This is a genomic window from Alteromonas sp. a30 (assembly GCF_026788005.1).
Classification (GTDB): domain Bacteria; phylum Pseudomonadota; class Gammaproteobacteria; order Enterobacterales; family Alteromonadaceae; genus Paraneptunicella.
In genome coordinates this window covers 52,489-76,747 of record NZ_JABEPE010000019.1, presented here as the reverse complement: position 1 = coordinate 76,747, position 24,259 = coordinate 52,489, and the positions used below count along the sequence as shown (strand labels likewise).

The window sequence follows — 24,259 nt, the reverse complement described above, 5'->3', positions numbered from 1 at the left end:
AGATAAGGAGGATACTTCCTGCCTTGTCTGCTGTGTGTCTCAGCGAGGCCGCGAATAATACAGACATGAATTTTGAGATCAACACCTTTTTTCAATTTTCTTTGATTTTTCGTGCTTTTGATAATTTTATGTACACTTTGTTTAGTTTTAACACGATAAATTGCGAACTATGAATGAACTAATGCTTATATCGTCTATCTAACTTTTAATAAATAGGTAGATTTGGTCTAAAAATTAAACTAGATTGAATCCTGAAAAAGAATTTTCCGTATAGTCGGCCCAAAGGTAGTACATGATAACAATATATAAACCTTACGCAGCGGGACTCGCGTTTTTGATTTGCAGCCAAGCAGGAGCTTCAAGCAATACTTTACTGGATACATCCGATAACCAGCTTTCAGAAGAATTTATAGAAAGGCAGGTTAAACAAAACATGTCTGTCGGTAAGGCTATCAAAAGTTTAGTTAGCCATTACCCCGAACATGCGCATAATGTAGTAGATACAGCTCTTGATTTGTACCCTGAAAAGCATATGGAAATTGTGCATTCAGCTGTATCAGCCCAACCAGCACTTTCACAAGAATTCGTTCAGATTGCCATCGAAAAAGGAATTACTAACTGTTCGAATATCGTTGAAGCAGCAATAACGGCGGAACCGAGCTATGTGGATTTTGTCGTTAAGACAGCTGTTAATACAAATCCTTCACAGATGAACGATATTGTTCGGGTAGCGGTAGTAAACGAACCTGATTCAGCGGATAGCATTGTTCAGACCCTCGTAAGTTCACGTCCTGATGAAGCAATTGAAATCATCAAAACTGCTGTAAGTGCAGTGCCATTTGTTGGCGATTACATAGTAGAAGCTCTATTAGCAGCGTTCCCAGAGAAAGCTGATACATTTGTACCAACTGCGGTCCACGAGGCACTAGCAGATGAAGATAATGTTAAAAAAATATTACTAACCGCAAAGAACTCCGGTGTCTCCGAAGATAATTTAACGCTATATGCTATTGAGGCAGGAGTTGATAGGGAGCGAATCGCATTAATTTTGGAAGAATCTAAGCATTAGTAATTATTCAAACCCGTTTTTACATTAAATTCAGCAGTTCCATAAACAAAAAGCCCGCTAAAAAATTAGCGGGCTTTTTCGTAAAGCGTTTATAACTTTACTCTGCAGAAACGTCGTCGTTTTCTTCAACAATTTCTGGAATAGCTCTGTCAACTAACTCTACGTAAGCCATTGGTGCTTTGTCACCAGTACGGAAGCCACATTTTAAAATGCGAGTATAACCGCCTGGACGAGCCTCATAACGAGGACCCAATTCATTAAACAATTTACCAACTACTTCTTTATCACGAGTGCGAGCAAACGCTAAACGGCGGTTTGCTACGCTGTCCTGCTTGGCCAAAGTGATTAATGGCTCTAATACACGACGCAACTCTTTTGCCTTTGGCAGAGTTGTTTTGATTATCTCATGCTTTACCAAAGAACCTGCCATGTTGCGGAACATTGCTTGGCGATGGCTGCTGTTTCGGTTCAGCTGACGACCACTCTTACGATGGCGCATAATTCTACCCTTCTATAACAATCAGATTAACAGGTAATCAGATTACTCTTTTTCAGCGATGCTTTCTGGTGGCCAATTCTCTAAGCGCATACCCAGAGATAAACCACGAGAAGCCAACACGTCTTTAATTTCTGTAAGTGACTTCTTACCTAAGTTTGGAGTCTTCAATAACTCCACTTCGGTACGTTGAACCAAATCACCAATATACTGAATCGCTTCAGCTTTAAGACAGTTGGCAGAACGCACTGTCAGTTCAAGATCATCAACTGGACGAAGAAGAATAGGATCAAACTCAGGTTTTTCCTCTTTCTCTTCTGGTTCAGACATATCTCTAAGATCAACAAACGCATCTAATTGTTCAGCTAAGATAGTTGCTGAACGGCGAATTGCTTCCTCAGGGTCAATAGTCCCATTTGTTTCCATATCAATAATCAGCTTATCTAAATCTGTACGCTGTTCAACACGTGCTGATTCAACATTATAAGCTATACGTTCTACAGGGCTGAATGAAGCATCAACCAATAGACGACCGATTGGACGATCGTCTTCTTCAGAGGAACGACGTGCCGAAGCTGGAACATAACCACGTCCCATCTCCACTTTAATCCGCATGCTTACTTCAGCATCACCAGTTAAAGTACAGATAAGGTGATCAGGATTTACGATCTCAACATCTCCATCATGTTGAATATCACCAGCTAAAACAGGGCCTGCACCAGACTTAACCAGCGTCAATGTGGCTTCAGTTTTGCCTTCTAAGCGTACAGCCAACCCTTTAAGGTTCAGCAAAATTTCAATAACGTCTTCTTGCACACCCTCTTTGGTGCTGTACTCGTGCAAAACACCATCAATTTCTACTTCAGTTACAGCGCAACCAGGCATAGATGACAGCAATATACGACGCAATGCATTACCAAGCGTATGCCCAAAGCCTCTTTCTAAAGGTTCAAGCGTAACTTTTGCTCGGGTTGCAGCGACGTTTTCTATCTCAACTAACCTTGGTCTCAGGAAATCAGTAACAGAACCCAACATTGTATCCTCTCTTAAACTAGCCAACTTTACTTACTGTAAAGTTCAACAATAAGTTGCTCATTGATCTCAGCAGACAAATCGCTTCTTTCAGGAATACGTTTAAATACGCCCTTCATTTCCTTTCCGTCTACTTCAATCCAAGTCGGTTTCTCACGTTGTTCAGACAACTCAAGAGCCGCAGCAATACGTGCTTGCTTCTTGGATTTCTCACGAACAGCTACAACGTCTTCGGCCTTAACTTTGTAAGATGGAATGTTCGCAACTTGTCCATTAACCATAATTGCTTTATGGCTAACCAATTGACGAGCTTCAGCACGAGTGCTTGCAAACCCCATACGATATACAACGTTATCTAGACGCTGTTCCAATAATTGCAACAAGTTCTCACCAGTGTTACCAGTGCGACGAGCAGCTTCTTTATAGTAATTACGGAATTGCTTTTCTAAAACACCGTACATACGACGTACTTTTTGCTTTTCACGTAATTGAACACCGTAGTCTGATAAACGACCACGTCTTGCGCCGTGCTGCCCTGGGGCTGATTCGATATTACATTTCGAATCGATAGCACGTACGCCACTTTTCAAGAATAAGTCAGTGCCTTCGCGACGACTTAGTTTGAGTTTAGGACCCAAATATCTTGCCATGATAATTCTCCAACAATACGTCGATTAAACGCGACGTTTCTTTGGTGGACGACAACCGTTGTGAGGAATAGGCGTCACGTCGGTAATGTTTGTAATGCGGTAACCATTTGCATTAAGTGCGCGAATCGCTGATTCACGACCTGGTCCAGGTCCTTTTACAAACACTTCTAAGTTTTTCAAACCATATTCCTGTGCAGCGGTACCAGCACGCTCTGCAGCAACCTGAGCAGCGAACGGAGTTGATTTACGTGAACCACGGAAACCAGAACCACCAGACGTAGCCCAAGCCAAAGCATTACCTTGGCGGTCTGTAATCGTCACAATAGTATTGTTGAAGGATGCGTGGATGTGAGCCATCCCGTCAGCAACCTGGCGTTTTACACGTTTACGTGTACGAGTTGGTGCTTTTGCCATATCTCAATCCCCCGCTTACTTCTTAATTGGCTTACGAGGACCCTTACGGGTACGCGCATTAGTTTTAGTACGCTGACCACGTAGAGGCAAGCTACGGCGATGGCGAATGCCACGAAAGCAGCCAAGGTCCATCAAACGTTTGATGTTCATTTGTACTTCACGGCGCAAGTCACCTTCAACAGTGAATTGAGCTACGCGATCACGAAGTTTGTCTAAATCAGCTTCAGACAAGTCTTTAATTTTCGTTGTTTCGGCAACACCAGCTTCAGCGCAAATCAACTTCGCACGAGTTGCACCGATACCGTAAATTGAACGAATTGCAATTACAGTATGCTTGTGTTCCGGAATGTTAATGCCAGCTATACGGGCCATTAACAGCACTCCTCTAAGTTTGTCGCCAGATAAAAAGCCCGTAAGGATACTTATCCGGCATTATGATTGCAAATTAAATTAAGCGAGATAACGAGAAAAACTGTTATCTATGCAAAAATGAACTGACTCAATATTGCGTAAAGTCCTAATAGAGCCTCAAAAAGGCAGGCCGCTATTAGGAATATTAAAGTCGATTAGCCTTGTCTTTGCTTGTGCTTCGGCTCACTACAAATTACTCGAACAACACCGTTGCGCTTAATAACTTTGCAGTTACGACAAATTTTCTTTACGGATGCACGAACTTTCATTTCATCACTCCGTTTATGCCAGCTTAACGGCCATAGCCTTTAAGGTTGGCTTTTTTCAATACAGAATCATATTGATGTGACATCAAATGAGTCTGCACCTGTGCCATGAAATCCATAATTACCACAACGATAATTAGCAATGATGTACCGCCAAAATAGAACTGAACGTTCCAAGCAATCATCATAAATTCAGGCACTAAACAGATAAAGGTAATATACAGAGCACCAGCTAAGGTCAAACGTGTCATTACTTTATCGATATAACGAGAGGTTTGCTCGCCTGGACGGATACCAGGAACAAACGCACCGGACTTCTTCAAATTGTCTGCCGTTTCGCGCGGATTGAACACCAACGCAGTATAGAAGAAACAGAAGAAGATAATCGCAATAGCATAAAGCATTACGTATAACGGCTGTCCTGGTGACAACATTACAGATACGTCTTGTAACCAAGACAAGGCTTCATTCTGACCAAACCAAGTTGCGATAGTGCCAGGAAACAAAATGATACTTGAAGCAAAAATAGGTGGAATAACACCTGCCATATTTACCTTTAAAGGCAAATGTGTACTTTGCGATGCAAACACTTTGCGACCTTGCTGACGTTTTGCATAGTTAACGACAATACGTCTTTGCCCACGCTCCACGAAAACAACAAAGTAAGTTACAGCTAGGATAACCACGCCGATAAACAACAAAAACAACAAGTTCAAGTCACCTTGTCTTGCTTGTTCAACTGTTTGACCTAACGCAGTTGGTAATCCTGCTACAATCCCAGAGAAGATTAGGATAGAAATACCGTTTCCGATACCTCTTTCTGTAATTTGTTCACCCAACCACATTAGGAACATCGTTCCTGTGACTAAGCTAACAACAGCTGTAAAATAGAATCCAAACCCAGGATTGATAACTAAACCGGAAATCAGGTTAGGTAAGCCAGTAGCAATACCTATGGCCTGAAAGACCGATAACACCAAAGTAAAATATCTGGTGTATTGACTGATCTTACGTCGTCCAGCTTCTCCTTCCTTCTTCAACTCCATCATTGGTGGGTGAACCACCGTAAGTAGCTGAATAATGATTGAAGCAGAAATGTAAGGCATTATCCCAAGTGCTAACACGGAGGCACGCTCTAGCGCGCCCCCTGAGAACATGTTGAACATTTCAACAATGGTCCCTTTTTGTTGATCAAAAAGGTCAGCAAGCACTGCAGGATCAATACCAGGAATAGGCACATACGAGCCGAATCTGAAAACGATAATTGCCCCTAAAACGAACAATAAACGTGACTTCAGTTCACTCAATCCGCCTTTCGCTGAATCAACTCCTGGTTTTGCCATGGTAGGTTATTCCTCTATTTTACCGCCGGCCGCTTCGATTGCTTCACGGGCGCCTTTAGTTACCTTCAAACCTTTAACCGTTACTGCGCGTGTAACTTCACCACTTTTCATAACCTTAACGAACAAACGGTCTTTCTTAACGATACCGGCTGCTTTTAAGCTTTCTAGTGAAACTACATCACCTTCTACCTTCACAATCTCACTCAACGTTACTTGGTCAGCAACCAAAGACTTACGAGAAGTAAAACCGAATTTAGGCAAACGGCGTTGAATTGGCATTTGTCCACCTTCGAAACCTGGACGAACCGTGCCACCTGAACGAGACTTTTGTCCCTTGTGACCACGACCACCAGTTTTACCTAGGCCAGAACCGATACCTCTACCTACACGCTTAGCAGGTTTCTTAGCTCCTGCAGCAGGAGCAATAGTATTTAAACGCATGTTACTCTCCTACTACTTCAACCATATAAAAAACTTTATTGATCATACCACGTACAGCAGGCGTATCTTCACGCTCTACGACATGACCAATTCGACGCAAACCCAAACCCACCAAAGTCGCTTTATGCTTTGGAAGACGACCAATTGAGCTTTTGGTTTGCTTAATTTTAATCATGTTAGCCATGTTTAATTACCCCAAAATATTCTCAACGGACAATCCACGCTTAGCAGCAACTTGTTGCGGAGACTTCATATCAGTCAACGCTTTGATAGTTGCACGAACCACGTTAATTGGATTTGTAGAGCCGTAACATTTCGACAATACGTTTTGTACACCAGCAACTTCTAGTACGGCACGCATCGCACCACCGGCGATAATACCCGTACCTTCTGAAGCAGGCTGCATGTACACCTGAGAACCAGAATGACGACCTTTGATAGGATGCTGCAAAGTGTTGCCATTCAATTCTACCGTAACCAAGTTGCGACGTGCTTTTTCCATTGCTTTTTGAATTGCAGCAGGCACTTCACGTGCTTTACCGTAACCAAAACCAACACGGCCATTGCCGTCACCAACTACAGTCAATGCAGTGAAGCTGAAAATACGACCACCTTTAACCACTTTTGCTACACGGTTAACAGCGATCAATTTTTCTAGCATTTCGCCTGTTTGAACTTCTACTTTAGCCATAATTCACTCCTAGAACTGAAGACCAGCTTCGCGAGCTGCATCAGCTAGTGCCTTCACTCGACCATGGTATTGGAAACCACTTCTGTCGAATGCCACTTCTTTAACACCTTTCTCAAGCGCTCTCTCAGCAATCATCTTGCCAATAACAGTCGCTGCTTCGATGTTACCAGTTGATTTAAGGCCTTTACGTACATCCGCCTCAACGGTAGACGCCGCCGCCAACACTTCTGAGCCCGTTGGAGCAATCAGTTGTGCATAGATGTGGCGAGGTGTACGGTGAACTACCAAACGGTGAGCTGCCAGTTCACGGATTTTAAAACGTGCGCGAGTAGCGCGACGTAAACGAGATGTTTTCTTATCCATCGTACTAACCTCTTACTTTTTCTTGGCTTCTTTACGACGAACAATCTCGTCAGAATAACGAACACCTTTACCTTTATAAGGCTCTGGCGGACGATACCCACGAATGTTTGCCGCAACCTGACCGACTACCTGCTTATCGTTACCTTTAACAACGATTTCAGTTTGGCTAGGTGTTTCAACCGTGATGCCTTCCGGCATTTCGTAAACTACTGGGTGAGAAAAGCCAAGAGTAAGATTCAATTTCTTACCTTGTGCTTGAGCACGATAACCAACACCGTTCAACTCAAGTTTCTTTTCAAAACCATCGGTAACGCCAATAACCATTGAGTTCAACAAAGCACGCGCTGTACCAGCTTGCGCCCATGCATCTGCGAAACCTTCACGAGGTAATGCTTTTAATTCATTATCTTCCTGAATAATTTCTACTGCATCGTTGAAAACACGTTCTAACGTTCCGTTTTTACCTTTTACTGTGACACCCTGTCCGGCGATGACTACTTCAACACCAGAGCGGACTTCCACAGGAGCTTTTGCTACTCGTGACATTAGTGCCTCCCTTATGCTACATAGCCGATGATTTCACCACCCATGCCCGCTTTACGCGCTGCACGGTCAGTCATCACACCTTTAGAGGTAGAAACAATCGCTACACCAAGACCACCCATTACTTTAGGAAGCTCATCTTTTTTCTTATAGATGCGCAGACCTGGGCGACTTACTCGCTCAATGGTATCGATAACTTTATTGCCTTCGAAGTATTTCAATGTAACAGTCAATTCTGGCTTTACATCACCTTCAACAGCATAGTCTTGGATATAACCTTCTTCTTTCAATACATTTGCAACTGCTACGCGCAATTTGGAAGAAGGCATAGAGACAGCGATTTTATTAGCCAATTGGCCGTTTCTAATGCGGGTGAACATATCCGCAATTGGATCTTGCATACTCATATTTGCTACTCCTTACCAGCTGGCTTTCTTCAAACCAGGCACTTCACCGCGCATTGCTGCTTCACGCAACTTGATACGGCTAAGGCCAAACTTACGTAGATAACCGTGTGGACGACCAGTTACACGACAACGATTACGTTGACGGCTTGAACTAGAGTCACGTGGTAGTTGTTGTAGCTTAAGTACAGCAGCCCAACGCTCTTCTTCAGAAGAGTTTACGTCACTGATAATTGCTTTTAACTCAGCACGCTTAGTAGCATACTTAGCAACTAATTTTGCACGCTTTACTTCGCGCGCCTTCATAGATTCTTTTGCCATAACCCTACACCTTATTTACGGAACGGGAAGTTAAAAGCAGATAACAATGCTTTCGCTTCAGCGTCAGTGTTTGCAGAAGTAGTGATCGTGATGTCCATACCGCGCACTTTATCAACCTTATCGAAATCGATTTCAGGAAAAATAATTTGCTCACGTATGCCCATACTGTAGTTACCACGACCATCGAATGACTTAGGATTTAAGCCACGGAAGTCACGGATACGAGGAATTGCAATTGATACTAAACGCTCAAAGAATTCCCACATGCGATCACCACGTAGGGTTACTTTACAACCAATCGGATAGCCCTCACGAACCTTGAAGCCCGCTACAGATTTACGTGCTTTGGTTACAACAGGTTGTTGACCTGTGATCAAAGCCATATCTTTAGTCGCGTGCTCAAGCACTTTCTTATCAGTGATAGCCTCACCTAAACCCATGTTTAGAGTGATTTTTTCCAATCGAGGGACTTGCATGACACTTTTGTACTCAAACTCTTTTACTAAGCTTGGTACGATAGAGTCTTTGTAGAAATCATGCAGTTTCGCCATCGTATTCTCCAGTTAATTAAATTGTTTTGCCGTTTGACTTAAAGAAACGAACTTTCTTCTCGTCTTCTAAACGGAAACCAACGCGATCTGCCTTACCCGTTTCTGGGTTAAGTATCGCAACATTTGAAACGTGAATGGGTGCTTCTTTTTCGATGATGCCACCAGCTACGCCCATGTGAGGGTTAGCTTTTTGGTGTTTCTTCACTAAGTTAACACCTTCGACGACCACACGGTTGTTTTCAGTAAGGACCTTAACTACTTTGCCAGACTTACCTTTGTCTTTGCCCGTGATTACGACGATTTCATCATCACGACGAATTTTTCTTGCCATTATCGTGACTCCTTATAGTACCTCTGGGGCCAGTGAGACTATCTTCATGTTATCAGCACGAAGCTCACGGGTAACCGGACCAAAGATACGCGTACCAATTGGTTGCTTGTTAGCATTCAACAAAACTGCAGCATTGTTGTCGAAACGGATCAAAGAACCATCAGGACGACGTACACCACTCCTAGTACGCACCACCACCGCGTTCAATACATCACCTTTTTTCACTTTACCGCGTGGAATTGCTTCTTTAACAGTAACTTTGATGATGTCGCCTATACGGGCGTAACGGCGGTGAGAGCCACCCAGAACCTTAATACACTGAACCCTGCGAGCGCCGGAGTTGTCGGCTACATCCAGGTTAGTTTGCATTTGGATCATTTTAAGTGCTCCGCTATAAATAAAGACTCTCTCGAGTCGCATTATTGCTAAAAGTTTCCTTCCAGCCCCTATGACAAGGACGTTTCCGGTCACTTTCTATACATACCCCATTAAAAAGGGCGCGGAATGATAACAAATACAAGGGGGCAATGACAGCCTAATTTCAAAAAACTTTTAATTAAGTTTAGATAGGCCAAAAAGCGAGTGAAACCGAGGTCTCGTAAGGGATTGATAACGAGATCACGGGTTTGTATCAACTTTGTAGAAACAGTTAACGAGTAGTTTTAACCAACGACTTAAGCGATGACGCGTTTCAAATCAAACGTAAAACATGTCCCTTGGCCGAGTCGGCTTTCAACCACAATATCAGAATCTTGCAGTTTTATGAGCTTGCGGCTAATCGCTAGCCCTAATCCAGCATGTAAATTCCGATCAGGCTTGGTGTTAGATGCCTGATAACGCGCATCAAAAATAAATGCGACTTCATTTTTGCTTATACCAACACCTGTATCTTCTACTGAAACACGAATTTTGTTTTCTGTGACATCAGCCTTAAGTAATACTTGCCCGTATTCTGGTGTATGCCGTAATGCATTCTCGATTAAATTTGTTAACACCCGCTCGAGCTTTTCAATGTCGGCATAAACAAGCGAGTTAAACTTCTCAGGCACAACCTGTAAACCGATATTGCGATCTCTCGCTTTAAGATCAAACTTGGCAGCCACATCATGCAGCAGCTCACCAAGGGGAAAAGTCTCTAAATATAACTTCACTTGACCGCTTTCAAGGTACGCAAGCTCAAAGATCTGATCTATCAGGCGTTTCAAATTACGCGCATTTCTTAAGGAAATATCGATGAATCGACTCTTTTCTTCTTCAGACAATTTATCTGAATTTAAAGATAAGGTTTCTATATAGCCTTGGAGGTTCGCCAGCGGTGTTCTTAGATCATGAGATAGATCAGCTAATAATGTACGCCTATGATCATCAAGGTTTTTCAACGTTTCGAATTGGCTATGAATTTGGTCAAGCATTTCATGGAAAATCCCTCCTAAACGCTCGACTTCGTTCCGGCTACCTTCATCCCAATCAAATTGCTCCCACGTATGGGGACCCTGATTAAAGCCATTGTCTCTTAACGTTTCCATTTCATTTGTTAATTTTTGAATAGGTAAGGTAAACCAACGAAATAATAGTAAAAGTACAACCAAAAGAAACGCCACACTAGTAATGCCGACGGCAACGACTTCTTTCATTGTTTGGTTTTGAATTAAATTTTCCCAAATGGAATCATGAATTTCGCCACCTATAATGACGTATAAGTAGCCTTGTAACGTACCGTTATTCATCACTGGCGCAGCTGAAAAAATCTTATTTTTTCCCGGATTACGGGGATCATCTCCCAGCACTGGTAAATGGCTGGGTTCACTCAATAAAGTTTTAATGGGTGCTAAATCGACATGTGTGCGCTTAACTTTTTCTGGTGGTGCTGAATAAGTCAGCACTTTTCCTGTGCTATCTAAATAATAAAACTCAAAATTTGGCCCCAAGACCATCAACGTATGAAAAAGATTACTCAATGCTTCGTAATCATATGCCCCTGTTTTTAACAAAGGAGAGTCGCTTACCAAATGCTCTGCTAACTGTAAATGGAGCTTTTGCTCTGCTTCACTTTTGGTCATCTCGTGTAAATCAGAAAGCCAAAATAGGAATACCGCAAAGAATGCAATAAATAAAGCAACCAAGGTAATAGCTAACTGCTGGTAAAAGCGCAAGCTGATCATGCAATAGTCCCCTGAGTGCTAAAGCGATACCCAACTCCCCACACGGTTTGAACGATTTTGGGTGCCGTTGCATCTTTTTCTAATTTGGAACGCAGACGATTTATATGTGAGTTAACCGTATGCTCATAGCCACTATGTTGATATCCCCATACAGCCTCAAGTAATTGGGTGCGATTGAATACCTGGTTCGGCTTAGAGGCCATATAAAACAATAAATCAAATTCTGTGGCCGTTAAATCAATATTTTTGCCATCATATAATACTTCTCGGCTCGACTGGTTAATTTGTAACTCGCCAAACCTCAGGAGCGAATCAGTCGCGGCCTCTGTTCCACCTTGTTTGCTTTTAAGAATATGCGCTTTACGCAATTGAGAACGAACTCTTGCCTGTAACTCCCGCACACTAAAAGGCTTGGTCATGTAATCATCAGCCCCTAACTCAAGACCTAAAACATGATCCGTCTCGGAGTTTTTGGCGGTCAGCATGATAATAGCCTGCTCGGGTTTATTTTCCCGCAACGTTCGACAAATATCTAAACCATTCATAGATGGCAGCATTACATCCAAAATAACAACATCAAAGTCTTGGGATAATGCAGCATTTAACCCCTGCTTTCCGTCACTACAATGTTCTATCGTTGGGACAATTTCGAGAAGATTCACTCGGATCAAGTCTGCAATATCCGAGTCGTCTTCAATGATCAGAATTTTATCGTTCATGATGACTACTTACTTGTTACTTCTTAAGTTTCTGGAAAGGATATATTAGGCGTGACAGAAGTCACGCCTGAAAGGAGACCGATTTTATTCGGTTCTTGTTACGGTGATTTTTATCGCCGGGTTGTCAAAGCGGTGAGCGCCCGTCAATGCTGAGTTTGGTAAGCCATCTTGATTACCAACAACACCCGGATGCATCGCAACGAAATCAACGTCGTCACGCTCTGCATTAAAGCCTTCACCCATCATTGTTACCAATGTGGCTGCTTCTTCAGTGTTTGCTTCTGTACCTGAATCGTAAACGTTAGTTAAACGATACTGTACATCACCCACTTCCATTCCTGCTAAGCTAAGACCTTGGAAACCTGAGAAAGCATCATTGGTGCTCGCTAGCATGGTTAAGACTGCAAGGTTCGCTGAATCATTGTCTTCAATGCTAACAGTGAATGTTTGCGTTTCACCCGGAGTTACCGGACCGGTACCATTAGTTGACTCTAAAACGATGTCTAAGCCAAGCAATTCTGATGGATCACCACCTTCAGCCATAATCTCAATTGCTTCTGATGCTGGTTCACCTAATGTGAAGAAGCTTTCTTCACCGTGAAGCATAACCGCAATTGGAGATAATGGTTGAGCTTGTGTCAAATTGGTCACTGTCACTTCATAAGAATAAGTTACAGGTGGCGGTGGTGGTGGAGGTGGTTCTGGTAGATTACCAACCTCAACAGTGTCATTACAGCCAGCTAAAGCAACCAAGAAGCCACTTAAGGCAAAAACACGAATTGCGGAGCTTGATTTACGAAAGATCATAATCTCGACTCCTATTTAACGATAACGGTCACTTTTGCTACCGGATTCAACCAACGCTGAACAGTATTAGACACATCACTTGCGCCACCGTCTTGAGCAGCGTCACCCAAATTACCTCTGTGTACGTGAACAGTAGTGTTAACTTCTTCAGTAGTGACACCTGTACCATTCATGCCTAGAAGTGGATCGAGTGGAGGAGGAACTGGCATACCTGCTTCGCCAGGTGCACCGCTACCGCGGATTTCGTCGTTCGCTTCTGTACCTGCGTCATATGCGTTTAGGTAAACTGTGTAAGTCCCCGCTTCAGTAGGGATAGTCCAGTTATCTAAACCGATGAAACCATCGTTTGTTGGCAACATCATTGCAGTCACAGAAAGTACTGTATTGGTATCTGAGCTATTCAAAGTGAACATACGCGCTGTTGCAGGAGCAGTTAAGCCGTTTTCAGCTTCCTGAACACCGACTTCACCGCCAACAGAATCGACAACTGTTTCTAAGCCAGCAATGCTACCGCCTTCAGCCATTGCTTGTAATTCCATGCTTGCGGGCATACCCAATTCAAATAGGCTTGCATCCGCTGGATGTGCAGCAACTAAGATAGGAGTGAAGTAGATGCCTTGAGTTAGGTTTTGTACATGTACTTCTAGTTCAGCTGCTTGTGCTTGTGCAGAAAGGCCCAAAATGCCCGCTGCAAATAGCGCATTCAATTTCTTCATCGTTTACCTCGATAAATTCAAGTGTGTTATTAGCGCAAGACACACTAAAGTGTATTTATCACGAAAACATCACGAAAGCAGAACGATTTGATATTATTTTTACCTTATTTGCAACCAAAACAAACAACTACTAAAGGACAAATGATTACCAACCTACAGCTGAGTCATCACCGCGATAATCCGCTCCACCTTCTAGCGATCCATCCGGTAAGACTAATATTGCATCGACTTTGCCAATAACGGGTAGCTGTCCCTTCTTAGCATTCCAACCTTTAGCCCTTAGCTGTTTTAAAAGCCCATCATCGAATCCTTTTTGTTCCATTAAAACTAAATCTGGAAGCCATTGGTGATGGAACCTAGGCTTATCAACCGCAGTTTGCATACTCATGCCAAATTCATACACATTTAAAATGGCTTGGGTCACAGAAGTGATAATGGTTGACCCTCCCGGCGTTCCAACCACCATAGATAATTTGCCATCTTTCTCAACAATGGTCGGGCTCATTGAACTCAACATACGCTTTTCCGCGTCAATGCTGTTTGCTTCTCCTCCCACCAAACCGTACATATTTGGCTCGCCCGGCTTTGCACTAAAATCGTCCATTTGATTGTTAAACAAAAAGCCAAGTTTTTTACTAAACAACTTAGAGCCGTAACTGGCATTCAGTGTTGTTGTTACAGCGACAGCGTTGCCAAACTGGTCCACGATAGAGTAATGCGTGGTTTCCATACTTTCATACACTTGCACATTGCCTCTTGCTACTTCACTTGACGGTGTTGCTTTATCGTAACTAAAAGTCTTCATTCGCTTAGCAAGATAGGCTTTATCCATCAGCTTTTGAAGTGGCATATCCACAAAATCTGGATCGCCCAAATAGTAGTTGCGGTCTGCATAGGCTCGGCGCTCAGCCTCGACTAAAAGGGAGATCATTGGCATAGAGTTGTGTTCAAACTGACCAATATTATAGGGTTCAATCATGCCTAAAATCTGTGCAATTGTGACACCGCCACTACTGGGGGGACTCATTGAGGTTAACGTAAGATTTTTATATTGATAAGTAACGGGCTTTCTCCAAACAGCTTGGTACTTCTCTAAGTCTTCCAGCGTGATATACCCCCCCCGAGACTGCAAAAATTCCACCATCATTTTGGCGGTTTTCCCTTTATAGAACTCGTCTCGTCCATTTTTGGCAATTCGACTTAAGGTATCAGCAAGCGCAGAGAAAACGACTTTATCGCCAACCTCGTATTCCTTCGTTAATAGCGTGTCTGTACCACTTACTTTTTCAATGCTGGAACGAACGCGCTCTAAAGAATGTTTGAAGTATGGAGTCACTAGTACCCCGGAATTGGCGAGATCGATGGCGGGCTGAAGCAGCTCCTTCATCGGCAATGTACCCAATTTCTTATGCATTGCAAAAATGCCTGCAATGGTGCCCGGAACGCCGACGGACTTTGCACCTAAGCGGCTCAATCCTGCAATTACCTTTCCTTGCTCATCAAGATACATATCTCGGTGTGCAGCGATAGGTGCTTTTTCTCGATAATCGAGTGCGCCGGTTTCCCCGTTAGCTTTTCGATAAACCGCAAACCCTCCTCCAGAAATATTACCTGCCGAAGGATAAGCGACTGCAAGTGCGACCTCTGTCGCTATCATTGCATCAAAAGCGGTTCCCCCACGCTTTAGAATATCAATACCAATTTGCGATGCTTCTCTTCGCGCAGACACCACCATCGCTTTCTCACTTATTAAACCCGTTGGCTTTGCTAACTCCGCTAAAGCGGGTAAAGATAAGAAAACACTGAAACACAAAACTCGGCAAAAGAAACGCACTGCTCGCCACTCCTAAGATAGTTAAAACCCTCAGCGATGCTAACACATAACTGTCGTTTGCCAATGTAAGGGGATATGGGCCGAGTAATATTTTTTGCTCAAAAAACACAAAAATCTCATTCTTGCTATATATTTTAACCATCCTTTATGTCGCATTGTTGGCTTGAGAATTCAAACTTCATACAGCAAATCACGAACAGCGCTCTAAAACACTACTACTCCTCACTCCATCAAATATAAGGGAAGAATCATTACAACCTATTAAATACACGAGGAAAAACAATGAACCTTGGTGATTTTTATCAACTCTCAGCCATTCTGACGGGCTATGACGAAGCCAGATTGCAAGGTAGCGGAGTTGGCGAAACATACTATGAAGTGCTAACAACACTGATTCCATCGCACATCTTAACGCAGCTACAAGATACCTTCTGTACGATTGAGGCTCTCCCGAAAAAGGCCCTAGATTCAGAATTACGCAAACAAATCCTTGCCAATGCGATGCTAGGCCCTGTTGCCAGAAATATTCTTAAAATGTGGTATACCTCCATCTGGTATCCCATGCCCACTGCATGGAGCAAAATCTACGCGGTTCCTAATCAATCTGAACAAAAATACCAAGATGTCGAATTTATTATTTCAGATGATGCCTACATTCAAGGGCTTGCTTGGGAAGCGGTACATTCTCACCCGATGGGAGCTAAACAGCCTGGTTACGCCACGTGGTCTTTTACACCTCACGACATTGCCAGCGCGACAGCTAAACGCAATCCAGCTAAATAGAAGGAATTATTATGAAACAATGTGAACATTTCGACGTTGTCATCGTTGGTGGCGGGATCTCTGGCGGCATCATGGCACAGCAACTAGGCGCAGAAGGAAAGCGCGTTTTGGTTCTTGAAGCCGGCGCAGACACAGGAAAAACCTTTTCAGGTTATCAGAAGTACATGAGTACCTTCTTCACAAACCTTATCAAAATACCTAACTCACCTTTTCCTCAAAACTTAAATGCACCTCAACCATTAGTAACCGATGTGAGCAAAATCGCCGAAGGCAAACCCTCTACAAATGGCTATTTTGTACAACGAGGACCGCTTCCATTCAGCAGCACCTATACTCGCGCATTAGGAGGCACCACTTTGCACTGGTTAGGAACTTGCCTACGAATGCTACCGGAGGACTTTAAAATTAAAACTCACTTTGGGCACGGTCTAGATTGGCCCATCAACTATGATGACCTCAAACCGTATTATGAAAAAGCAGAATTTGGGATTGGTGTTGCAGGCGATGCGGATGAGCAAAACTATCACAACATCGACAACCCCGCTGTGCATATCCCTTTTAAGTCTGACTCGTCTCAAGATTACGATTATCCGATGGAAAAAATCCCACAAAGTTATTTAGATAACGAAATGCATAAAGGGCTAGAGGGGATGACGGTCAACTTATCAGGAAAAGATTACCCTGTTGATGTCGTCAGCACACCGCAAGGCAGAAACGGTATGCCTAGAGGTAACTTCCGCCCAAGAGGAGCCGTTGGTAATCCCGATTTAGGTCAACGTTGCGAAGGTAATTCAAACTGTGTCCCTATTTGCCCCGTACAAGCCAAATACAATGCTCTAAAAACCCTCGATGATGCGATTGCTACTGGGAACGTTGAAATTCGCTCACAAAGTGTCGCGTTTAATTTAGAGGTGGACCCAAGCACCAATCAAATCAGCAAAGTGCATTATAAAAAGTACCAAAGCCCGGATTCTCCCGATTATCATTGCGAAACCGTTTCAGGGACCGTGGTTGTGCTCGCTAGCCATGCTGTAGAAAATGCGAAACTGATGTTGGCTTCAAACGTGGGCAACTCAAGTGGCTTGGTCGGCTGTAACTTAATGGATCACCCTACCATGCTTACATGGGGGCTCATGCCTGAAAATATCGGTGCATTTAGAGGTCCCGGTTCAACATCCGGTATTCCTTCGTTACGCGGAGGTGAGTTTAGAAAAGATCATGCTGCCTTTAGAATTGAAATCGGTAATTGGGGTTGGAACTGGCCAACAGGCGCACCAATCGCGACCGTGCCTGACCTCATCGACGAAAAGAACTTATACGGTGAACAATTAAAAGCACACATTGCCGCCACCTATCCTCGCATGTTCCGCTTCGGCTTTTTAGTAGAGCAACTTCCTAGCGTCAATAATCGTGTCACTATCGATCCCGCTTATAAAGACAGGCTCGGTAATTACCGCCCCGTTATTGACTACGATGTAAACGACTACACGCGCGCCGGAATGGCCGCAGCTAAACGTGTGTCCGACCAAATATTCCAACGCCTTGGCGTCGAGCAATATACACAATACGACGAATCACAACCGGGTTATGTCACCTATCAGGGCGAAGGATACAGCTATAACGGCGCAGGACACTTAGTTGGCACCCACATTATGGGCTCCAGCAAGGAAAACTCTGTTGTTAACGCCAATCAACAAAGTTGGGATCACCCCAACTTGTATCTCGTCGGCTGTGGCAACATGCCTACCATATCCACATCTAACCCAACACTAACCATGGCAGCACTTACCTATTGGGCTGCTGATAACGTGAAAAAAGCGCTGCAAAATTAAGGAGAAAGCCATGTTACAAAACTTACAAAATTTGCAAGCGTACCTTTGTGAATGTGAGGCAGATGAAGGTATTACAACCTTGGCGCAATTACACCAAGACTTGCAGGTTGCCATGCAACTCGAATTTGCCACCTTACCGCCCTACTTGTGCGCCATGTACACCATCAATGAAGCAACAAACCCAAGTGTTTATCACGCTATTCGCAGCGTGGTGATGGAGGAAATGTTTCACTTGGTCAATGCGACCAACGTTTTACTCGCCACAGGAGGCACACCCAAAGTCAATTGTGCCTCCTTCGTCCCAACTTACCCCACGCCTTTACCCAACGGCGAAACGTGGTTTGAAGTCAGTCTGCTTAAGTTTTCTAAATCAGCATTACAAACCTTTAAGAATATTGAAGTACCAGCAGATTTGGTGGATGCCAATAAAGAAACCATCGGTAAGTTTTACGAAAGGATCCAAAGAGGCATGAGTTATTTACAGAACCAACTCGGCGATGCTTTATTTTCAGGAGATCCGAGTCACCAAATCCCTGCAAAATATTACTATGGTGGCGGCGGTGAAGTGACCCCTGTTACCGATCTCGCTTCCGCTAATTTCGCCATTAATGCCATTATCTCCCAAGGTGAGGGTAAGCCATCTGGAGACTGGGATCCAAACGCGCCATTTCCTCTTGAAGAAGATACTGGCTTAGTCGATGGGGACCATGACTTATTCAATCAACATCGTGAGCTTGCCCACTACTTTCGTTTTGATGAATTAGATCAGGGAAAACGTTATGTATGTGGTGATTCTGCGGCTTCAGGACCAACTGGACCGACGATTAAAATCGATTGGGATGACATCTACAATATGCATCCTAATCCAAGCAAGAAGCTTTACCATGACTTACCGCAAATCCAAAAGCTGAACCGTGAGTTCAACCTGATCTTTACGCGATTACTAGATGAGTTAAATACCGCGTTCAACGGACAACCAGACAACCTCATTCCCGCTGTAAAAACCATGTATGAGCTGAAATATGCAGCCAAAACCTTAATGAGAATTCCGTTGCCGAACAGCCCAGAAGGTTTTTATGCTGGGCCTACATGGGAATACTTGGAAGACAGCCAATAGCGCATATATAAACTGCTGTCATTGCGATAAACACTAAAAAGGGAAGCTCTTGCTTCCCTTTCTTCAACATCAAACTGGTCAAAAATAAGCTATACGGATTAATACACTTGCTTGCCTGCAACCCATGTTTGCGCCACCTTAACTTTCCAAATATCTTCTGGCTTGACCTCAAAATAATCATCTTCAACCAAAATAAAATCGGCTTGTTTACCCACCTCGATAGACCCAATCATTGATTCTTGATGGGCAGCATAAGCGGCGTTGTAAGTGAACATAGCTAACGCTGTCTCGCGGTCAACGGCTTCGTTCGCGTACCAACCGCCTAAAGGTTGATTGTTACGATCTTGACGAGTCACCGCAGCATGCAAACCATAGAAAGGTTCTGCTGGCTCAATAGGAAAATCCGAGCCACCTGCCAACAACACGCCGAGCTTTTGCAATGAAGCCCACGCATACGCCCCCTTCATTCGAGCCTTGCCTAACCTATCTTCTGCCATATTCTTGTCGCTCGTGGCATGAGTTGGCTGCATCGACGCAATCATGTGCAAATCCGCGAAGCGTTGTAATTCATGAGGCCGCACAACCTGAGCATGTTCAATACGGTGACGCAAGGCCGCCATATCGTCTTTTTTTAGCCACTTCTCATAAGCATCTAAGACAAGTGTATTGGCTCTATCACCAATAGCATGGGTATTCACCTGAAAGCCTGCTTGCATCGCTTGCGCAACATACTTGTTTAAATTCGAAATGGTGTGCAACAACAACCCTTTCTGGCCTTTACGATCACTGTAATCATCATGAAGCGCGGCGCCTCGGCTACCCAGTGCTCCATCGGCAGAAATCTTAACGCTTTTTAAAGCAAACATCGCATCGTCGGTTTGATACGGTCCTTTTTGCAAGAAAGCATCGGCGTCCTCAGAGGTAATATCCAGCATGGCATAAACCCGAATAGGCAAGTTACCTTCCGCTTGCAGTTCGTGATAAGCCGCTATCGTTTCAGGATCGATGCCAGCATCATGAACCGAGGTTAATCCTGTTGCCGCTAGCGCTTTTAAGCTTTGCTGTAAAAAAGTCTTTCGCTGAGCCATTGTCGGTTTTGGCATCACGTCATAAACCAAACCCATTGCATTATCGACTAATACACCTGTTGGCTTGCCTTGTTTATCACGAATAATCTCGCCACCTTCAGGATCGGACGTGTCAGTAGTTATCCCAGCAAGCGTTAACGCTTTGCTATTCACCCAAATCGCATGACCATCAATACGGCTAAATACCACAGGGCGTTCACCCATTAATCCATCGATATCACTAGCTGTTGGAAATTGCTTTACCTGCCATAGCTCTTGATTCCAGCCATGACCTACAACCCACCCCGTTGGCACTTTGCCTAACTGAGCCTTAATTTTCGCTTGTGCATCTTTTAACGATTGAGTCCCGACCAAATCCACACTAGAAATGGCTTGTCCGTAGGCCATCACATGCCCGTGCGCATCAATCAACCCTGGTAAAAGGGTTTTGCCTTTAGCATCAATAACGTTATCAAAGCCTTTCAAATCCGGCGTTTTTGCGTATACACCAGTAATCTTATTGCCATCAAACGCCATCGCGGTGAATTCACTTAACACTTTTTGGTCATTCAATGTGTAGCCTTTTGCATTGATAACAATGTCGTTCGCCCACAACAATGGTGATAAACAAAATGACGCGACAAAAAGCGCTGTTATTGATGCGATATTCATTATTGAACCTGCCTTTGTCTAACGACTTCAAATAAACAAATGCCCGTTGCAACCGAGACATTCAAACTCGACACACTGCCAGCCATGGGAAGCTTAACTAACTCATCGCATGTTTCGCGAGTTAGTCGACGCATACCTTTTCCTTCGGCTCCCATCACAATCGCCATCGGCCCTGTTAGCTTGCAATCATAAAGTAGCTGCTCTGCTTCACCGGCTGTACCAACAATCCAAATGCCAGATTCCTGCATCGTTCGTAACGATCTGGCAAGATTCGTCACCTGAATAAGAGGGATGGTTTCAGCCGCACCACAAGCCACTTTTCGAGCAGTAGGCGTTAGATTGGCGGATTTATCTTTAGGAACAATTAACGCTGTAACGCCAGCGGCATCGGCAGAACGTAAACATGCGCCTAAATTATGAGGATCGGTCACACCATCAAGCACTAGATAAAACCCTTGAGGCTGTGTTTCCAATAATTGTTGTAAATCTTTTTCATCGAATTGTTTGCCTGGCTTTGCACGGGCCACAACACCTTGGTGCTGCTCGCCTTGTACTTTGTCATCCAGTACCCGGCGTTGACAAAACTGAATGGAAATACCGGACTGGCGAGCTTGGTGGATGATGCGATTCAAACGTTCATCATCCCGTCCTTTTAACACAAAAATCTCAACAATACGCTCTGGCTCTCGGCTCAAAACAGACTCCATCGCGTGCAATCCGTAGAGCCATTCATGCTGTGCCATACTAACTATTTCCTCTTCTTCGATATTTTCTTCGTTGTTTTCCGCTTGCTTGCGCCGCTGGAATTATGCGGTTTTGTGCTGTTATTTGGCTTTCCAGCACCCACACTGTGTTTTTTATCACCACCTTTCCTATGCCCGCCTTTTCCTTTTTTAACATCGGCACTAGCCTGATGATGCTCTGTTCTGCGAGCATCTCGTCTTTTTGAACCTGACCGTGCCGACTTTTTACCCTTAGGCATTGGCATATCTAATAGAAAATCAATTTTCCGTTCATCAAGATTAACAGAGACAACCTTTACTTTTACCTCATCTCCCAACCGGAAAGATTGCCCGGTTGCTTCCCCGACTAACATTTGCTTCACATCATCGAAGTGATAATAATCATTGGTTAGCGCCGTGATGTGTACTAACCCATCAATATGAAAATCCGAGAGTCGAACAAAAAAACCGAAGTTAGTGACAGCGGCAATTACACCGTCAAATGAATCACCAACATGGTCCTGCATAAATTCACATTTCAACCATTCGTCAACATCACGGGTCGCATCATCGGCACGACGCTCTGTCATTGAACAATTTTCGCCTAACAGCTCGACTTCTTGCACTGTGTAAGCTTTACCACCAGTTGTCGATGGCCTATTTTCTGCTTTGTCATTAATGGCTTTTAAAGCCCGATGGACGACCAAATCGGGATAACGTCGAATGGGTGAAGTGAAATGTGCATAAGCCTTTAACGCCAAACCAAAGTGACCAATATTTTCATGATCGTAAACGGCTTGCTGCATGGAGCGCAGCAGCATAGTCTGAATGAGTTCTTGATCGGGACGCCCTTCTATCAACTTAACGACTTTGCTGTAATCTTTTGAAGTCGCACCTTCACGAATTTGGTGTTCGATTCCCATTTCACCAAGGTAAGACAAGAAACCAGCCACACGATCTTCACTTGGGAAGTCATGCACGCGATACAACCCGTTTGCTTTTGCCTTTGTAAGAGAAGTGGCAGCACAAACGTTTGCCATAATCATGCACTCTTCGATGAGTTTATGTGCATCATTTCTTACCACAGGCACAATATCGTCGATTTTACGTTGTGCATTAAAAACAAATTTGTTTTCTTGCGTTTCGAATTCGATGGCACCACGCCTTTGTCGGGCCTTTTTCAATACTTTATATAAGTCATGTAAATGACGAATATGACTGACTAATGGCTCGTAACGCGCAAATAGTTCGGGATCGCCTTGCAAAATGCCCCAGACTTTAGTGTAAGTAAATCGAGCTTTGGAATTCATTACTGCTTCATAGAAGCGATGTGATTTTAAGCCCCCACTCGCACCAATGTGCATTTCGCACACCATGCATAAACGATCAACATTTGGGTTGAGTGAGCAAAGCCCATTGGACAGCTTTTCTGGCAACATCGGGACGACTTGCTCAGGGAAATAAACCGAATTACCTCGATTTTGCGCTTCTTCGTCCAACTTTGAGCCAACGCGCACGTAATAACTGACGTCAGCAATTGCAACCCATAGCTTCCAGCCACCATCTTCATGAGGCTCACAGTAAACAGCATCATCAAAATCCCGGGCATCTTCACCATCAATAGTTACCAATGGCAGTTCTCGAAGGTCAACTCGGCCTTCATAAGCTTCTTCTGGTACTTCTTCTGCCCAAGCAGATAACTCTTTTTTAACCTCCTTAGGCCAAACACTTGGAATTTCAAATGAGCGTATTGCCATCTCAATTTCCATACCCGGAGCCATGTGCTCACCTAACACTTCGGTGATTTTTCCAATCGCATTCGCACGACGTTTGGGTCGTTGAATAATTTCAACCACGACGACATGGCCTTGGCGGGCACCTTTAGTATGTTCAGGAGGAATTAAAATTTCATGGTGAATGCGGCTATCATCGGGGATAACCAAAGCCACACCGTTTTCCGAAAAGAAGCGTCCTACAATCGGCTCTTCTCTAGGCGTAATTACGCCGAGAATTTTTGCTTCTTTCTTACCTTTATATTCATTTAACGATTCTTTGGCAGAAACAAAATCACCGTGGAGTAAAGTCTGCATTTGAGGCGCAGAAATATACAAATCTTTCCCGCCACCTTCCAATTGCAAAAAGCCAAACCCATCTCGATGGCCAATGACCTTACCTCGGAGTAACTCCTCAGGTTTGCCTATTTCGTAGCGCTTATGACGGTTAAAAACGACTTGCCCTTCTCTTTCCATGGCACGCAAGCGCCTTTGAATAGCAACACGGTCATCTTCATCGTAAGCATTAACTAAGTGACAAATTTCAAGAAGGGTAAGTGGAGTTTTATACTTCTCTATGGTTTTCAGAATGTATTCCCGGCTGGCTACGGGCTTTTCATATTTGGATTTTTCGCGGTCGAAATGCGGGTCGTCATGCATAAGTATTGGACGGACACTCAGTGTTTTTATGGAGTTGCCTTGATTATAACCAGCCTGAGAGAAAAGTTTC

Annotated in this window: 29 protein-coding genes; 4 read left to right on the top strand and 25 right to left on the bottom strand. The window is 43.8% G+C overall.

Annotation, left to right across the window (positions count from 1 at the left end):
* The first annotated feature begins 292 nt into the window (after positions 1 to 292).
* Positions 293 to 1,069 (top strand): hypothetical protein, encoded by a 777-nt coding sequence (locus HJG39_RS16130; RefSeq protein WP_268410639.1) that lies wholly within the window; start codon positions 293 to 295, stop codon positions 1,067 to 1,069.
* A gap of 97 nt (positions 1,070 to 1,166) precedes the next feature.
* On the opposite strand, the gene rplQ is transcribed toward HJG39_RS16130, so the two are convergent.
* The 22 genes from rplQ to ggt form a co-directional block, all read right to left on the bottom strand.
* Positions 1,167 to 1,568: a 50S ribosomal protein L17 gene (gene rplQ, locus HJG39_RS16125; RefSeq protein WP_268410637.1), complete on the bottom strand. Its 402-nt coding sequence runs from the start codon at positions 1,566 to 1,568 to the stop codon at positions 1,167 to 1,169.
* Between the two features lie 42 nt (positions 1,569 to 1,610).
* A complete protein-coding gene (locus HJG39_RS16120; RefSeq protein ID WP_268410634.1) occupies positions 1,611 to 2,600 on the bottom strand; it encodes a DNA-directed RNA polymerase subunit alpha in 990 nt (329 codons plus the stop codon).
* A gap of 26 nt (positions 2,601 to 2,626) precedes the next feature.
* Positions 2,627 to 3,247, bottom strand: a complete 621-nt coding sequence (rpsD, locus tag HJG39_RS16115; protein ID WP_268410632.1) for a 30S ribosomal protein S4 — start codon at positions 3,245 to 3,247, stop codon at positions 2,627 to 2,629.
* Between the two features lie 24 nt (positions 3,248 to 3,271).
* A complete protein-coding gene (gene rpsK, locus HJG39_RS16110) occupies positions 3,272 to 3,661 on the bottom strand; it encodes a 30S ribosomal protein S11 (protein WP_268410630.1) in 390 nt (129 codons plus the stop codon).
* Positions 3,662 to 3,676: 15 nt separating this feature from the next.
* Positions 3,677 to 4,033 carry a 30S ribosomal protein S13 gene (rpsM, locus tag HJG39_RS16105; protein WP_268410627.1) on the bottom strand — a complete coding sequence of 119 codons (357 nt, stop codon included), beginning with the start codon at positions 4,031 to 4,033 and terminating at the stop codon, positions 3,677 to 3,679.
* 194 nt (positions 4,034 to 4,227) lie between these two features.
* A complete protein-coding gene (gene rpmJ / locus HJG39_RS16100; protein WP_000868186.1) occupies positions 4,228 to 4,341 on the bottom strand; it encodes a 50S ribosomal protein L36 in 114 nt (37 codons plus the stop codon).
* Positions 4,342 to 4,364: 23 nt separating this feature from the next.
* Positions 4,365 to 5,681, bottom strand: coding sequence for a preprotein translocase subunit SecY (secY, locus tag HJG39_RS16095; protein ID WP_268410624.1), 1,317 nt, complete (start codon positions 5,679 to 5,681; stop codon positions 4,365 to 4,367).
* 6 nt (positions 5,682 to 5,687) lie between these two features.
* Positions 5,688 to 6,122 (bottom strand): 50S ribosomal protein L15, encoded by a 435-nt coding sequence (rplO, locus tag HJG39_RS16090; RefSeq protein ID WP_268410621.1) that lies wholly within the window; start codon positions 6,120 to 6,122, stop codon positions 5,688 to 5,690.
* A gap of 1 nt (position 6,123) precedes the next feature.
* Positions 6,124 to 6,306 carry a 50S ribosomal protein L30 gene (gene rpmD / locus HJG39_RS16085; protein ID WP_268410619.1) on the bottom strand — a complete coding sequence of 61 codons (183 nt, stop codon included), beginning with the start codon at positions 6,304 to 6,306 and terminating at the stop codon, positions 6,124 to 6,126.
* 6 nt (positions 6,307 to 6,312) lie between these two features.
* Entirely contained in the window at positions 6,313 to 6,813 is a 501-nt protein-coding gene (gene rpsE, locus HJG39_RS16080) for a 30S ribosomal protein S5 (RefSeq protein WP_268410617.1), read from the bottom strand.
* 9 nt (positions 6,814 to 6,822) lie between these two features.
* Positions 6,823 to 7,176 carry a 50S ribosomal protein L18 gene (gene rplR, locus HJG39_RS16075; protein WP_268410615.1) on the bottom strand — a complete coding sequence of 118 codons (354 nt, stop codon included), beginning with the start codon at positions 7,174 to 7,176 and terminating at the stop codon, positions 6,823 to 6,825.
* Positions 7,177 to 7,188: 12 nt separating this feature from the next.
* Positions 7,189 to 7,722: a 50S ribosomal protein L6 gene (gene rplF, locus HJG39_RS16070; RefSeq protein WP_268410613.1), complete on the bottom strand. Its 534-nt coding sequence runs from the start codon at positions 7,720 to 7,722 to the stop codon at positions 7,189 to 7,191.
* Positions 7,723 to 7,733: 11 nt separating this feature from the next.
* On the bottom strand, positions 7,734 to 8,126 hold the full coding sequence (gene rpsH, locus HJG39_RS16065; protein WP_268410611.1) for a 30S ribosomal protein S8: 393 nt from the start codon (positions 8,124 to 8,126) through the stop codon (positions 7,734 to 7,736).
* Positions 8,127 to 8,138: 12 nt separating this feature from the next.
* On the bottom strand, positions 8,139 to 8,444 hold the full coding sequence (gene rpsN / locus HJG39_RS16060; protein WP_268410609.1) for a 30S ribosomal protein S14: 306 nt from the start codon (positions 8,442 to 8,444) through the stop codon (positions 8,139 to 8,141).
* Between the two features lie 11 nt (positions 8,445 to 8,455).
* Complete coding sequence (gene rplE / locus HJG39_RS16055; RefSeq protein ID WP_268410607.1) at positions 8,456 to 8,995, bottom strand: 50S ribosomal protein L5; 540 nt, start codon at positions 8,993 to 8,995, stop codon at positions 8,456 to 8,458.
* A 16-nt stretch (positions 8,996 to 9,011) separates the two neighbouring features.
* Positions 9,012 to 9,326, bottom strand: coding sequence for a 50S ribosomal protein L24 (rplX, locus tag HJG39_RS16050; protein WP_268410605.1), 315 nt, complete (start codon positions 9,324 to 9,326; stop codon positions 9,012 to 9,014).
* Positions 9,327 to 9,338: 12 nt separating this feature from the next.
* The gene (gene rplN, locus HJG39_RS16045) at positions 9,339 to 9,704 is read right to left on the bottom strand and encodes a 50S ribosomal protein L14 (RefSeq protein WP_268410603.1); all 366 of its coding nucleotides are present in this window, start codon (positions 9,702 to 9,704) and stop codon (positions 9,339 to 9,341) included.
* Between the two features lie 296 nt (positions 9,705 to 10,000).
* Positions 10,001 to 11,488, bottom strand: a complete 1,488-nt coding sequence (locus HJG39_RS16040) for a sensor histidine kinase (protein WP_326849269.1) — start codon at positions 11,486 to 11,488, stop codon at positions 10,001 to 10,003.
* The gene (locus tag HJG39_RS16035; protein ID WP_268410601.1) at positions 11,485 to 12,207 is read right to left on the bottom strand and encodes a response regulator transcription factor; all 723 of its coding nucleotides are present in this window, start codon (positions 12,205 to 12,207) and stop codon (positions 11,485 to 11,487) included. Before HJG39_RS16035 ends, HJG39_RS16040 begins: the two co-directional genes overlap by 4 nt.
* A gap of 84 nt (positions 12,208 to 12,291) precedes the next feature.
* A complete protein-coding gene (locus tag HJG39_RS16030; protein ID WP_268410599.1) occupies positions 12,292 to 13,014 on the bottom strand; it encodes a spondin domain-containing protein in 723 nt (240 codons plus the stop codon).
* Between the two features lie 11 nt (positions 13,015 to 13,025).
* Positions 13,026 to 13,730: a spondin domain-containing protein gene (locus tag HJG39_RS16025; RefSeq protein ID WP_268410597.1), complete on the bottom strand. Its 705-nt coding sequence runs from the start codon at positions 13,728 to 13,730 to the stop codon at positions 13,026 to 13,028.
* Positions 13,731 to 13,875: 145 nt separating this feature from the next.
* A complete protein-coding gene (ggt, locus tag HJG39_RS16020; protein ID WP_268410595.1) occupies positions 13,876 to 15,564 on the bottom strand; it encodes a gamma-glutamyltransferase in 1,689 nt (562 codons plus the stop codon).
* Positions 15,565 to 15,846: 282 nt separating this feature from the next.
* On the opposite strand from ggt, the gene HJG39_RS16015 reads away from it, so the two are divergent.
* Genes HJG39_RS16015 through HJG39_RS16005 form a run of 3 tightly spaced genes read left to right on the top strand, consistent with a single transcriptional unit; the run spans position 15,847 to position 19,296 of the window.
* Positions 15,847 to 16,347, top strand: coding sequence for a hypothetical protein (locus HJG39_RS16015; RefSeq protein ID WP_268410593.1), 501 nt, complete (start codon positions 15,847 to 15,849; stop codon positions 16,345 to 16,347).
* An 11-nt stretch (positions 16,348 to 16,358) separates the two neighbouring features.
* Positions 16,359 to 18,179 carry a GMC family oxidoreductase gene (locus HJG39_RS16010; RefSeq protein ID WP_268410591.1) on the top strand — a complete coding sequence of 607 codons (1,821 nt, stop codon included), beginning with the start codon at positions 16,359 to 16,361 and terminating at the stop codon, positions 18,177 to 18,179.
* Between the two features lie 10 nt (positions 18,180 to 18,189).
* Positions 18,190 to 19,296, top strand: coding sequence for a ferritin-like domain-containing protein (locus HJG39_RS16005; protein WP_268410589.1), 1,107 nt, complete (start codon positions 18,190 to 18,192; stop codon positions 19,294 to 19,296).
* 98 nt (positions 19,297 to 19,394) lie between these two features.
* Here the strand turns inward: HJG39_RS16005 and HJG39_RS16000 are convergent, their stop codons facing one another.
* From HJG39_RS16000 to rnr, 3 genes are read right to left on the bottom strand one after another with little or no spacing between them, the layout of a single operon-like run.
* The gene (locus HJG39_RS16000) at positions 19,395 to 21,035 is read right to left on the bottom strand and encodes an amidohydrolase (RefSeq protein ID WP_268410587.1); all 1,641 of its coding nucleotides are present in this window, start codon (positions 21,033 to 21,035) and stop codon (positions 19,395 to 19,397) included.
* Positions 21,035 to 21,778, bottom strand: coding sequence for a 23S rRNA (guanosine(2251)-2'-O)-methyltransferase RlmB (gene rlmB / locus HJG39_RS15995; protein WP_268410585.1), 744 nt, complete (start codon positions 21,776 to 21,778; stop codon positions 21,035 to 21,037). Before rlmB ends, HJG39_RS16000 begins: the two co-directional genes overlap by 1 nt.
* A gap of 5 nt (positions 21,779 to 21,783) precedes the next feature.
* On the bottom strand, positions 21,784 to 24,189 hold the full coding sequence (gene rnr / locus HJG39_RS15990; RefSeq protein ID WP_268410583.1) for a ribonuclease R: 2,406 nt from the start codon (positions 24,187 to 24,189) through the stop codon (positions 21,784 to 21,786).
* Positions 24,190 to 24,259 lie beyond the last annotated feature (70 nt).